This window comes from Nonomuraea sp. NPDC051298 (assembly GCF_055586305.1).
Window position 1 is genome coordinate 99,535 of the sequence record NZ_JBVJIM010000008.1, and the last position, 11,654, is coordinate 111,188.

Below are 11,654 nucleotides of genomic sequence, written 5' to 3' on the forward strand. Positions count from 1 at the left end.
GGCCGGCGGCAGGGGGACAAAGGTCAGGTGCCGACGAACGGAACACCCGGAAGGCGGTCCGGCTGCGACACCTTGCAGAACACGGCCGTCAGGCAGACGAGACCTATAGCACAGCGCCTCGCGAGAGCGACGTACCGCGGAGGATCAGTTGGCGTGTGCCGACGTTCACGGACCGCAGATGGTGCGACCCGCCACGATGCAGCACCTGTTGCCGTACGGCGTGGTCCAGCAGGTGTCGGCGTCGGCAGTGGCGGAGGGCAGAAATCTGCCGAGCAGGCGGTCGCCCAGCTTGTTGAGGGAACGAATCATTGGGGTCCTCCGATGGTGAAGCCTGGCGGGTGCGACGCCAAGGTTCCGGTCGAGCGCGATGGTTGTGGTGTGGGTCCGGACCGCCCAATGCCATGACCGTAACAGGAGACGATCAAGGAAGAAAGGCCCAAATCCGTGATCGCGGTGCGAGCGGTGCAGGCGATTGGTGCGGGCGATGGCGGACGTGCGCGGAGGCCGTCAGGGGCGCCGATCGAACTGGCCGAACCGGTCGGCTCATCCGGGGCGGCGGCGGTCCGGGCCTGGTCAACGCCCGGGGGCGGTCGTGAGCAGGTCCGGCGAAAGATCTGCGACCCGGGCGTTGCCGCTGGTGGCCATCGTGATGTCCAGGTCGGCCAGCAGGCAGCGGATGACGTGCCGTACCCCTGCCTGCCCGGCGAGCCCCAGCCCGTAGGCGTACGGACGGGCCAGCAGCACGGCCCTGGCCCCCAGCGCCATCGCTTTGATCACGTCAGAGCCGGAGCGGATGCCGCTGTCGTACAGGACGGTGAGCCGGTCGCCCACGGCCTTCGCCACGGCGGGCAGCGCGTCGAGCGCCCCGGCCGCGCCGTCGACCTGGCGGCCGCCGTGGTTGGAGACGACGACGCCGTCCATGCCGGCGTCGACCGCGCGGCGGGCGTCGTCGGGGTGCTGGATGCCCTTGAGCACGATGGGACCCGCCCAGCGCTCACGGAGGAACGGCAGGTCGTCCCAGGTGAGCGACGGGTTGCCGAAGAGGCGCGACCAGATCCCGATCGCGCGGTCCCGGTTGGTCTCGTCGATCGGATCCCCGACGATCTTCTGGAACACCGGGTCGGTGAAGAAGTTGGCGACCCCGGCACCGCCCAGGAACGGCAGGTACGCCTGGTCCAGGTCGCGCGGTCGCCAGCCGAGCGTGTGGGTGTCCAAAGTGACGACCAGCGTCTCGTAGCCGCTGTCGTGCGCACGCTGGACGAAGCTCGCCGCGAGATCGCGGTCATCGGGCCAGTAGAGCTGGAACCACCGGTGGCCCGCGCCGCCGGCCTGCGCGACCTGCTCGACGGAGTGGGACGAGGCCGTGCTGAGGACCATCGGCACCTGCTCGGCCGCCGCGGCGCGAGCCACCGCCAGCTCGCCCTCGGGATGCATGATCGTCAGGACGCCGACCGGGGCGAGCAGCAGCGGCGAGCGCAGCCGCCGGCCGAACAGCTCGACGGACAGATCGCGGACGGCCACGTCGCGTAGCATGCGCGGCACGATCCGCCATCGACGGAACGCCTCCAGGTTGGCGCGCGCGGTGGACTCCGTGCCCGCGGATCCGGCCACGTAGCCGAACGCGCGCGGGTCGAGCCGTTCCCGCGCGAGCCCTTCCAACGCGGTCAGATCGGTGGGCAGGATCGGGGTCCTGTTGTCGAGCCCGTCCCGGTAGATCTCGCTCTGGTAGTCGGCGAATCCGGACATGACGCCTACCGCGTACGGTCCGCGGTCAGCCGTTCCGGCACGGGTACGCCGAGGTGGTCCAGGAGGGCGGCGACCTTGCGATCGAGTTCGACGCCGACGGCCGCTATCTCGGGATCGCCGAAGGAGGCGAACTGGACGCTCGGCTGGTCGATGGAGAACCGCGTCACCCCGCCGGCGTCCTCGTAGATCGCGGTGCGCAGGGGCGCGTAGAGCTGGACGCCGTGATCGCGGTGGAACATGCGCTGGGCGATGGTGTGGTTGCCCATCAGATACTGCACGCCGCGCCACCGCTCACCGGACGGCCGGGGGAGCGCCGTGCTGTCGAGACTCCAGAAGATCATGAAGTCATGGGGCGCGTTCTCCGCGACCGCCCGCAGGACCGTGGGCCAGTCGGCGCCGGAGTCGCGCAGGCGTTCTTGCCGCGCCAGGTCGATCGGCGGCACCGCCCGCTCGTACTTCTCCCTGAAGACCGCGAACGGCATGCCCGTGTCCACGGTCAGCCGGTGTGCCTCGCGTGCCACGTCCTCGACACGCCCGTACTGGATGGTCGTCATGGCGATTCCCCCTTGGCCGAGTCCTCCTTGGTCAAGCCTCATCTGACTTTCGAAGTGAAAGCTACTCGCTATCTGCGACGTTACTTCTTATACTTTTGAGATGCAAGCCAGGAGGCGGCCCGAACAGGCGTGATCGTCGCTCGGGTCCCGGGCCGGCGAGGATGGCCGCACTCCGATCTGGAGGTGACGCCGTATGACGACGCTCCCGGCGGTTTCGGCAGTTTCGGCGGTGCGGGCGCGGCCGGTGGACGTTCCGATGGCCCGTCCCCTGCGTACCGCGTCCGGATCGGCCTGCTCGGCACCGCTTCTCCTGCTCGACGTGGTCACGGAAAGCGGTGTCGTCGGACGCTCGTACCTCTTCGCGTACAGCCGGCTGATGCTGCCGGCCATGGCCTCGATCGTCCGCGAACTGGCCCCGGAACTGGCCGGCAGGCCCGTCGCTCCCGTGTCCTGGATGCACGACACGCGGCGGCGGTTCCGGTTGCTCGGTACGCAGGGGCTGCTCGGCATGGTCATCTCGGGGATCGAGATGGCGCTCTGGGACGCCCTCGGCAAGGAATTCGGCCAGCCCGTCGCCCGCCTTCTCGGAGGCGAGGCCGTCGCGTTGCGGGCCTACGACAGCTACGGCCTGCTCGACGTGCCACGGGACGAGGCGGCCATCAGGAAGTCCGTGGCCTCCGGATTCCGCGCCGTCAAGATCAAGATCGGCTATCCGGACGCGGCCCAGGACGTGGCGGTCGTCCGGCGGGTTCGGGAGATCGTGGGCAACGACGTCGAGCTGATGGTCGACTACACCCAGGCGCTCGACCCGGCGGAGGCGTGCCGGCGGATCGAGCGGCTGTGCGAGTTCGATCTCTACTGGGTGGAGGAGCCCGTCGCCGCCGAGGACCTCGCCGGCCACGCCCTCGTCCGGCGGACGACTCGGGCGCGAATCCAGACCGGCGAGAACTGGTGGTTCCCCGAGGGCTGCCGGGCGGCGATCTCCGCGTCGGCGAGCGACTTCGCGATGTTCGACCTGATGAAGATCGGCGGGTTCACCGGTTGGACGCTCGCGGCGGGGCAGGCGTACGCGGCCGGACTGCCCGTGTCCAGCCACCTCTTCGTCGAGGCGAGCGCGCACGCCATGGCCGTGACGCCCACCGGCGACTGGATGGAGTACCTCGACCTCGCTGGCGCGATCCTCCAGGACCCGTGCCGACCTGTCGACGGCCGCATCACGCCGACCGGGCCGGGGCTCGGGATCACCTGGAACGAGGAGGCGATCGCACGATACGCGGCATGAGGGCGCAAATGGGCGCCGCGCCCTGGGATGACAAACCGGCCCGTGTTCCGCTCTCCTCGGGTAAACTTGCTCGATGCAAGCCAGTGTGCGCTCGTACGGAGGCTGATGTGACAACGGAGCTACGGCCGCAGGCGTCCGTTCCCTGCCCGATCGGACGCGCCGTCGGCCTGCTCGGGGAACGGTGGACGCTGCTGATCCTGCGCAACGCCAACCTGGGCACGACCCGCTTCGACTCCTTCCGCGCGGAGCTGGGGATCGCCGACAACATCCTGGCCAACAGGCTGGCCCGGATGGTCGAGGCCGGGCTGCTCGCACGGGTGCCCTACCGCGGCGCCGGGCGCACCCGGCACGAGTACCGGCTCACCACCGCGGGGGCCGAGGTGCTCCCAGTGCTGCATGCCCTGGCCGTCTGGGGCCAGGAGCACACCGAGCCGGTCGAGCCGGCCGCCTCGATGCGGGTGATCCACCAGCGGTGCGGGCAGGTCACGCTTCCAGGCCCGGTGTGCGACCACTGCGGCGAGCCCGTCCGGCGCGAGGAGGAGGCGTGGGTCCGGCCGTGGCTGTCCCCCGAACCCACCGCGCTCGCGAGCGCGGTGGAGACCGGCGGCTGACCCGGGCCTCGTCACGACGCCGTAGCGGCCCTTTGCTGGTGCACCCGCAGTTGGAGGGTGGCCAGGTCGAGCAGCGGAGTGTCCACCGAAAGAGCCCGGGCGCGCCGCACGAGGTCGCCGAAGACGTGCTCGACCTCCGTGGGCTGCCCGGCGACGACGTCGCGATACGTAGACGACGTGAAATCGGAACCCCGCCGCGTGACCATCTCGGTGATCCAGCCGAGTTCGCCGGCCGGAAGCGGGTGGCCGGCCGCGGCCGACACCGCCGCCGCCTCGGCGAGGATGCCGGGGCCCAGCCCTGCTCCGCCCGGGACGTCGACGATCTCCCCGACCGAGCCGCGGGCCAGGCAGGTCAACGCGCCGACAGTGATGATGAACACCCATTTGTGCCACATGGCGGTGATGATGTCCGCCGTGACGACGGTCTCGAACCCGGGGGCGGACAGCAGGTCGCAGACCTCCCGGAGTCGCTGGGACGGCTGGCCGTGCTGCTCCCCGACGGCCAGTTCGGCCATCGGGGCGAGACGGACGACGTCCCCGTCCGCGTCGACGGTCGTGGCGACCTTGACCACCCCGCCCAGCACCGACTCCGCGCCGAACCGCGCGTTGAGTGCGTCGAGGTGCGCCATGCCGTTGAGGAAGGGCACGATCGAGGTGCCCCGGCCGACCGCCGGCGCGACGTCCTCGATCGCCTGCGCCAGCCCGGTGGCCTTCACCGACAGCAGGACGACGTCATAGGGGCGGGCGATCTCTCCTGCGCCGATCAGTCTCGGTTCGATCAGCGTCCGCTCGCCGAGACCGGTGATCCGCAGCCCTCGTTCACCCAGTGTGGCGGCCCGGTGCGGGCGTACCAGGAAGGTGACGTCCCGACCGGCCGCGGCGAGCCTGCCGCCGAAGAACCCCCCGGTCGCGCCGGCGCCGACGACCAGGATTCTGTTACCCGTGCCCTGACCGGTGTCCATCGCCGCCCCTTCCTGCTGGCTTGCACATGGAAAGTCTGCCGGGCCTCGAGGACGCCCCTCTCCGTACGGAACGGGGGTCGATTCTCTCGACCCCGCCCTCCGAGCACTCGGGCAGGACGACGCGCAGACGTCGGCGGACGCCGCTACCCCTCGCCATGGCCGGGCACCGGCGAGCGGCCTACGGCCGTCTTCACCTCTGCCACGAGGGCGGCCGCGTCGGCGACGGTCTCCTCGATCTGCCGCGTCGACTCGCCGAGGTCACCCAGGAGCCGCTGAGCGCGTACGGCGAAGTCCGGCGGGGCTGTGGAGAGTCGGCCCGCCGAGGCCACCATGCCCTTCTCGTTGATCAGCCACTGGCCCGCGTGCCCGTGCAGCGCCTGACAAGCGACACCCACGGCACGGAACAGGCATCCGGCCGCGTAGGCGGGGTCGGCGCCGACCGCCCCGTAGTGCGCCACCTGCACGGCGAAGTCGGCCTCCCACAGCCCCTCGACGAGCGCGGCGCTCAGGGCCGCAGGGTAGGCGGCGGCCCGTTCCCGCAGGTCGGACAGCTCCCCGCTGGGGTCTGCCAGGACCCGGCACATCGCGACCTCCCCGGCGTAGGCGTGGGAGTAGAAGCCCAGCGGATGCCCGGCCTGGACGCCGATCTCGTAGCGGCCTTCCCGGCAGTCGTCCCAGATCCGGTGGACGCGGTCGAGGTCGCGATAGATCCAGTCGACTCGCCAGCCGTCGATGGTCAGCCAGCCGCCGCCGTCGACCCAGGGCCCCCAGCCGCCCGGCGGGGTCACCTCGGCTCCGTCGCCGGTCAAGTCCACGGCCAGCGCCCGCAGCGCGGCGACGTCCAGTTCGCCCCGGTAGTAGAGGCCCAGATCGATGTCGGAATCGGGGCGGTGAGTGCCGCGGGCCCGGCTGCCGCCGAGCGCGACCGCGACCACTCCGGGGATCTTCACCAACTGGTTGGCCAGCGCACTCAGGTCCACGTCATCCACCTGACATATCTGATCGCATTCCGCCCCACGCGTCGAATCGTTTCCGGCCGGGCGGCGGAGCCCGCGTCGTCGAAGCTCCCGGTCACTGACTCGGGCGGCTTGCGGGGCTCCCTGCCGAGCCCGAGTCGGTCAGGTGGTGTGCCGGAGGATCGCGGTGGAGAGCTGGGGGAGCGCGGGTGCGGGCAGCACGTGGCCCATGCCTTCGATCGGCAGGAAGGCGGCGCCAGGGATCGCGGCTGCCAGGGCCTGGCCGTGCTCGATGGGAATCATGGGGTCTTCCGTGCCGTGTATCACCAGGGTGGGGGCGGTGATCGAGCCGACGAGCCGAGACCGGTCGCGGGAGGCGACCGCCGCGAGGGCGCGGTTCCGCATCGCGTGGGTCACGTCGCCGGCGCGGGCGATCTCGCGATCGATGACGCGCCGTGTCGCCGCCTCGTCGAACGAAGCCAGGGAGCCGGACACGATGCGGGCGAGTTCGATCCGCGCCTGGATGACCTGCTCCTGCGTGGTGGGCGGATTGACGGCCTGGCCGGTGTCCCAGGCGACCAGTCGCGGATCCCGTTCGGTGCCACGGAAGCCGTTGGTCTCGGGATCGACCGGGGCGGCGCTGGACATGATCATCGTCAAGGTCCGCAGCCGCTCGGGATGTTCCAGCGCGATCTCTTGCGCGATCATGCCCCCCATCGACGCTCCGACCACGTGCGCGGTGGCGATGCCGAGCCCGTCGAGCAGGCCGATCGCATCGGCGGCCAGGTCGGTGAGGGTGTAGGGGCAGGTCGCGTAGTCGATGCCGCTGGACAGCCCGGTGTCCCGGTTGTCGTAGCGGATGACATGTCGCCCCCCGTCCTGGAGCAGCCGGCACAGGTCGTCCGGCCAGAAGGTCGCCTGGGCGCCGAGGCCCATCACCAGCAGCACCGCCGGATCGGCTGGATCGCCGAACGTCTCGCACCACAGGCGCACCCCGTTGCTCTCGATCCGCTGCTCCATCGAGTGATCCCTTCAGTCGGACGCCGACGGGCGCCGTGAACGGGCCCGTTGGGAAGGCGTCAACGCCGTCGGGAAAAAGTATAGACCGGTTAACCTTTTGTGGGACGACGATCAGGCAGGGCCTGGGCCTGGCGGAGCGGGCGCCCGCATGACGGAGAGCATCTGCGACCGCAGTCGCTCACGGATCGCCTCGATCTCGCCGCCCAGCCGAGCGGCGATCACCGAGGTCGCCATCCCCATGACGGAGATGACCGCGATGTGCGCGGCCAGGGGGGACAGTTCCGGTCGCACCTCGACGAGCAGGGCGGCCCACTCCTCACGCAGCGACCGCATCTGGTCGACGAAACGCCCCCGCTCCTGTTCCGGCAGCCTCGGCAGCTCCCTCTGCAGGACCAGGGTCAGCTCCGGGTTCTCCAGGGAGAAGCCGGCGAACCAGTCGACGAGCGCGACCAGCGTCTCCTCCGGCTCCCGCCCTCGAACGTCGAGCACGGCCCGCAGGCCTTCGCGCAGCCGTTCCAGCGACAGCTCGATGAGGGCGCCGAGAATGGCCTGCTTGCCCGCGAAATGCCGGTACACGGCGGGCCCGCTGACGCCTGCCGCCGCGCCGATGTCGTCGATCCCGGTGACGTCGTAGCCGCGCTCCACGAACAGGCGGGCGGCCTGCAGCAGGATGACCCGCTTGCGCACCCCGTGTTTCCGTCCGTTGGCGATGAGCGCTTCCAACTCGGCCGGTACGGCCCCGTCGGATCCTGCCACCTGCCCCTCCATCCCGTCGCGAGTGAGGTTCAACGTACCGTCATGGGCTGTGAGGGGACGTGATCAGAGCGCGATGAGACCCGCGTCCGTTGGTCGAAGCCCTCCGCGTGCGGAAGCTTCGGAAGCCGCCTGCGCTTTCTCGCTGGGCAGGGGTTCCAACCAATCCGTCGCTCGCGGGCGTGAGTACCGGTGAGAGGAGATCAGCACTTTGGATAGATATGACGGCTTCCGCGAGTTCGTGCTCGCCCGCCAGGAGGCGTTGGTGCGGAGCGCGTACCTGCTCACGGGAGATGCTCACCTCGCCGAGGACCTGATGCAGAGCGTCCTGCTCAAGGTCGCAGGGCACTGGCCCAGGCTGATCCGGCAAGGCGCCCCCGAGGCGTACACGCGCAAGGCCCTGGTCAACCAGTACATCTCGTGGCAGCGGCGCAAACGGCGGGAGTCGCCCGGCGCCGACCCGCCGGAGCGCGGCCACGCCCATGACGACGCCACGGTCGATCGCATCATCCTGCGTACGGCGCTGACCAGGCTCACGCCCCGGCAGCGCGCTGTGATCGTCCTGCGTTTCTACGAAGATCTCAGCGAGCGGGAGACCGCGGAGATCCTCGGCTGTTCGGTCGGCACCGTCAAGAGCCAGACCCACCATGCGCTCGGCCGCCTGCGCACGCTCGCACCCGAGCTGTCCGAGTTGTTCACCGAGACCGAGGAGGCACGCCGATGAACAGGTTGCGCGAGGCGCTGGACGACGTGGCAGTCGATGCTCCGGCCATCGACCTGGCCGACTGGGCGATCGCCGGCAGCAGGCGCAGACGGCGGAACCGGATGGCCGCCGCCGGCGCGGCCGGCGTGACGGGGCTGGCGGTGCTCGCTGGCGTCGTGCTGGGTGGCATTCCCGGCCTCGCGCCGTGGACGTCCGACAAGCCCATCGTCGCGGCGGCGACCGGCAAGATCGCCGACCTGCCCGGCCGGGGGGTCGGTCCGCTCAGCCACGCGTACCGGACCTTCTGTCACGCCGGCGCCCCCGCCCTCACCGACTGCAGGGACCGCGGGTGGCGCGTGGTCACCCGCGCCGGCGAGACGTACCACGTGCCACAAGCGCTGGGCAGCAAGAGCGGACCGACCTTCTACCCGCTGGCGATCAGCCGCGACGGGCGCGTCATCGCCTACTACAGCCGGACGGCCAGGACGTTCAAGGTACGAGACCTGGCGAGCGGCGCCGAGCAGACCGCGCCCGTCGCCGTCACCGAAGCGGAACTGGGCGGCAACGCGCGCCTGGAGCTGTCCGACGACGGACGGTACCTCGCCTTCACCGGCTACCCGTCCAGGAAGCACGACGGCCTGATCATCGACCTGCGAGCGGGGACCACGCGGCCCCTGCCGATGGGGTGGGACCCCAGGAGCATCGACGGCTCCACCGTGACCTTGACCAGGAACGCGCGGTACGGCCAGCAGCCGGGCATCTGGCTGATGCCTCTGACGGGCGGCGGTTCCCCCGCCGCGGTGGGGGAGGCGTACACCCGCTTCAGCGGGCTCGCCCCGGACGGCTCCGGCGTGGCCGCACTGCGGCGGGACCAGCGCCAGAACCTGGACAGCCATGACGGCACGATCACTGTGCTCGATGCCAGGACAGGCCGAGCCGGGAAGGCGGTGACGATGCGCGGCCTGCCGAAGGGCAGTCGTTCGCTCACCCTCGGCGCCTGGCTGAACGCGTCCGAGGTCACGCTCGCCGCCGTCCCGTCGGACCGCTTGGACGAGAACCGTCACATCACCTACGCCGTGAACGTGGAGACCGGCCAGGTGCGGCAGCTCGCCGTCTACCGTCCCCAGAACGTGGGGCACGACGTCATCCCCGGCGCTCCGCCCGCCGCCTGGTGACGAGCCGCTGATCAGCATGGGGTGCCATCCGGCGGGGTGAAACGGTCACCTGAGCCCGCGCCGCCGCTCGGCGCTCGCTCGGCGGACACTCCGGGCGTATCCCGTTCGCGGATGGCAGGGTTCTCTCATGACCACTGAGAGGCTGCGGCGCGGGCCGTACGAGAAGCAACTGCTCCGCCTGCAGGCGGAGCTGGTGAAACTGCAGGAGTGGGTCAAGACCGAGGGGCAGCGGGTGGTCGTGGTCTTCGAGGGGAGGGACGCCGCGGGCAAGGGAGGCGCGATCAAGCGGGTCGTCGAGTACCTCAATCCGCGCGTGGCCAGAATCGCGGCGCTGCCCGTGCCCACCGAGCGGGAGCGGACACAGTGGTATTTCCAACGGTACGTGGAACACCTGCCGGCCGCGGGACAGATCGTGCTGTTCGACCGGAGCTGGTACAACCGGGCCGGGGTGGAGCGGGTGATGGGGTTCTGCACGCAGGAGGAGTACACCCGTTTCCTGCACCAGTGCCCGATCTTCGAGCGGCTGCTGGTGGAGGACGGGATCCTGTTGCGCAAATACTGGTTCTCGGTGAGCGACGCCGAGCAGGAACGGCGGTTCCGGGCGCGGCTGGAGGATCCGATGCGGCAGTGGAAGCTGTCGGAGATGGACCTGGAGTCGATCACGCGGTGGGAGGAGTACTCGCGGGCCAAGGACGAGATGATGATCCACACCCACATTCCCGAGGCGCCGTGGTACGAGGTGGAGAGCGAGGACAAGCGCCGGGCCAGGATCAACATGATCTCCCATCTGCTGTCCACGATCCCGTACCGGGAGGTGCGGCGGGCACCGCTGGAGATCCCGCCGCGGCCCGCCTCCAGCGGCTACCGGCGGCCGCCCCGGGTGGAGACCCCGGTGCCCGACGTGACCGGACGGCTGTCGTGACCCGCCCCGGCTCCGGCTGCTTCGACGGCCAGTCATGATCGCGAGGAAGCTGATGGTGACGGCCGCTCTGGCGGTCGTGACGGTCCCTCTCCCCGCGGGGCAGGCCCAGGCTCGGACGTCGTCCTCCGCCACCTCGGTGATGAGCTGGAACGTCTGCGCGGGCACCAATCCCGGTTGCTTCTTCTACGGCAGGACCATGCGAGAGGTGGCCGCGAAGGTCGGCTGGTACGCGACCACCCAGCCGATCAAGCCGGATGTGATCTTCCTGCAGGAGTTCTGCGCGGATGGGACGGCCACGCTGGAGAGCCTGCTGGAGCAGAAGACCCGGCGCGCCTGGACCGTGCGGTCGTCGATCCTCACGTTGCAGGACGGCTCGCCGAAGGTCTGCGCACCTGACCGGCAGGGGCGTCCGCGGGGCGGCACAGCCGTCACCGTCGCGGTCGCCGACCACGCGGCCGTCTTCCAGGCCCACGGACTGACCTCCCCGCCGTGGTACGCCAAGCGCATGGCGCTCTGCGCCGCGATCCCGGCCAGGAGGCTCAACGTCTGTGGCACCCACCTCAGCGCCGGCCTGTCCTACGACGACAAGGAGCCCGACGCGCCCTTCCGGACGCGGCAGGTCCAGGAACTGCTGGCGGCGGCGGCCAAGCCCGGATACCGGGCCGTCTTCGGCGGAGACCTCAACCTGGCCCCGCCGGACAGCGGGCAGAGCACCGCCAAGAAGAGACGCGTTCTGGCGCCCGTGTACGCGGCCTACACCGAGTGCGACCAGAACGGCAGCCGCGACGGACGGTGGACCGAGAAGCACGTCCGAGAGGACGGCAGCGTCTCCAAGCGCAAGCTCGACTACCTCTTCGCTCCCAAGGGAAGCGTGACCCGGTGCCTCGTGGCTCAGGCGGCCGCCTCCTCCGACCACAAGCCCATTTACATCAAGGTCAAGCTTGGCGGCTGATGCGGACGCCGGAAGCGC

The 11,654-nt window shown here is 70.4% G+C and carries 13 protein-coding genes; 6 read left to right on the forward strand and 7 right to left on the reverse strand.

From position 1 onward, the window contains the following. Positions 1-165: 165 nt before the first annotated feature. From ACZ6S0_RS23880 to ACZ6S0_RS23890, 3 genes are all read right to left on the reverse strand, one after another. Positions 166-309 (reverse strand): hypothetical protein, encoded by a 144-nt coding sequence (locus tag ACZ6S0_RS23880; RefSeq protein WP_465921484.1) that lies wholly within the window; start codon positions 307-309, stop codon positions 166-168. 264 nt (positions 310-573) lie between these two features. Further along, complete coding sequence (locus ACZ6S0_RS23885) at positions 574-1,746, reverse strand: lactate 2-monooxygenase (protein ID WP_465921486.1); 1,173 nt, start codon at positions 1,744-1,746, stop codon at positions 574-576. Positions 1,747-1,751: 5 nt separating this feature from the next. Then, the gene (locus ACZ6S0_RS23890; RefSeq protein ID WP_465921489.1) at positions 1,752-2,300 is read right to left on the reverse strand and encodes a DUF302 domain-containing protein; all 549 of its coding nucleotides are present in this window, start codon (positions 2,298-2,300) and stop codon (positions 1,752-1,754) included. Positions 2,301-2,493: 193 nt separating this feature from the next. Between ACZ6S0_RS23890 and ACZ6S0_RS23895 the strand changes: the two genes are divergently transcribed. Both ACZ6S0_RS23895 and ACZ6S0_RS23900 read left to right on the forward strand, forming a co-directional pair. Beyond that, positions 2,494-3,582 (forward strand): enolase C-terminal domain-like protein, encoded by a 1,089-nt coding sequence (locus tag ACZ6S0_RS23895; RefSeq protein ID WP_465921491.1) that lies wholly within the window; start codon positions 2,494-2,496, stop codon positions 3,580-3,582. A 107-nt stretch (positions 3,583-3,689) separates the two neighbouring features. Next, positions 3,690-4,193, forward strand: coding sequence for a winged helix-turn-helix transcriptional regulator (locus ACZ6S0_RS23900; protein ID WP_465921494.1), 504 nt, complete (start codon positions 3,690-3,692; stop codon positions 4,191-4,193). Between the two features lie 11 nt (positions 4,194-4,204). Here ACZ6S0_RS23900 and ACZ6S0_RS23905 read toward each other — a convergent pair whose 3' ends face one another. From ACZ6S0_RS23905 to ACZ6S0_RS23920, 4 genes are all read right to left on the reverse strand, one after another. Continuing rightward, entirely contained in the window at positions 4,205-5,155 is a 951-nt protein-coding gene (locus ACZ6S0_RS23905) for a 2-dehydropantoate 2-reductase (protein ID WP_465921497.1), read from the reverse strand. Between the two features lie 143 nt (positions 5,156-5,298). Beyond that, positions 5,299-6,135 (reverse strand): nucleotidyltransferase domain-containing protein, encoded by an 837-nt coding sequence (locus ACZ6S0_RS23910; RefSeq protein WP_465921500.1) that lies wholly within the window; start codon positions 6,133-6,135, stop codon positions 5,299-5,301. A gap of 138 nt (positions 6,136-6,273) precedes the next feature. Then, on the reverse strand, positions 6,274-7,131 hold the full coding sequence (locus ACZ6S0_RS23915; protein WP_465921502.1) for an alpha/beta fold hydrolase: 858 nt from the start codon (positions 7,129-7,131) through the stop codon (positions 6,274-6,276). 111 nt (positions 7,132-7,242) lie between these two features. Then, on the reverse strand, positions 7,243-7,887 hold the full coding sequence (locus ACZ6S0_RS23920; RefSeq protein ID WP_465921505.1) for a TetR/AcrR family transcriptional regulator: 645 nt from the start codon (positions 7,885-7,887) through the stop codon (positions 7,243-7,245). 208 nt (positions 7,888-8,095) lie between these two features. Here ACZ6S0_RS23920 and ACZ6S0_RS23925 point away from each other — a divergent pair, with 208 nt between their 5' ends. From ACZ6S0_RS23925 to ACZ6S0_RS23940, 4 genes are all read left to right on the forward strand, one after another. Further along, on the forward strand, positions 8,096-8,608 hold the full coding sequence (locus ACZ6S0_RS23925) for a SigE family RNA polymerase sigma factor (RefSeq protein ID WP_465921508.1): 513 nt from the start codon (positions 8,096-8,098) through the stop codon (positions 8,606-8,608). Then, complete coding sequence (locus tag ACZ6S0_RS23930) at positions 8,605-9,762, forward strand: TolB-like translocation protein (RefSeq protein ID WP_465921512.1); 1,158 nt, start codon at positions 8,605-8,607, stop codon at positions 9,760-9,762. The genes ACZ6S0_RS23925 and ACZ6S0_RS23930 overlap by 4 nt, the downstream gene beginning before the upstream one ends. A 127-nt stretch (positions 9,763-9,889) precedes the next feature. Continuing rightward, positions 9,890-10,684, forward strand: a complete 795-nt coding sequence (gene ppk2 / locus ACZ6S0_RS23935) for a polyphosphate kinase 2 (protein WP_465921514.1) — start codon at positions 9,890-9,892, stop codon at positions 10,682-10,684. 34 nt (positions 10,685-10,718) lie between these two features. Beyond that, the gene (locus tag ACZ6S0_RS23940; RefSeq protein WP_465921515.1) at positions 10,719-11,636 is read left to right on the forward strand and encodes an endonuclease/exonuclease/phosphatase family protein; all 918 of its coding nucleotides are present in this window, start codon (positions 10,719-10,721) and stop codon (positions 11,634-11,636) included. Positions 11,637-11,654: the final 18 nt, after the last annotated feature.

Bases quoted from the DNA above. Each gene is read 5' to 3' on its own strand.
- ACZ6S0_RS23880 (WP_465921484.1), bottom strand. From the start codon at position 309: ATGATTCGTTCCCTCAACAAGCTGGGCGACCGCCTGCTCGGCAGATTT.
- ACZ6S0_RS23885 (WP_465921486.1), bottom strand. From the start codon at position 1,746: ATGTCCGGATTCGCCGACTACCAGAGCGAGATCTACCGGGACGGGCTC.
- ACZ6S0_RS23890 (WP_465921489.1), bottom strand. From the start codon at position 2,300: ATGACGACCATCCAGTACGGGCGTGTCGAGGACGTGGCACGCGAGGCA.
- ACZ6S0_RS23895 (WP_465921491.1), top strand. From the start codon at position 2,494: ATGACGACGCTCCCGGCGGTTTCGGCAGTTTCGGCGGTGCGGGCGCGG.
- ACZ6S0_RS23905 (WP_465921497.1), bottom strand. From the start codon at position 5,155: ATGGACACCGGTCAGGGCACGGGTAACAGAATCCTGGTCGTCGGCGCC.
- ACZ6S0_RS23915 (WP_465921502.1), bottom strand. From the start codon at position 7,131: ATGGAGCAGCGGATCGAGAGCAACGGGGTGCGCCTGTGGTGCGAGACG.
- ACZ6S0_RS23930 (WP_465921512.1), top strand. From the start codon at position 8,605: ATGAACAGGTTGCGCGAGGCGCTGGACGACGTGGCAGTCGATGCTCCG.
- ppk2 (WP_465921514.1), top strand. From the start codon at position 9,890: ATGACCACTGAGAGGCTGCGGCGCGGGCCGTACGAGAAGCAACTGCTC.
- ACZ6S0_RS23940 (WP_465921515.1), top strand. From the start codon at position 10,719: ATGATCGCGAGGAAGCTGATGGTGACGGCCGCTCTGGCGGTCGTGACG.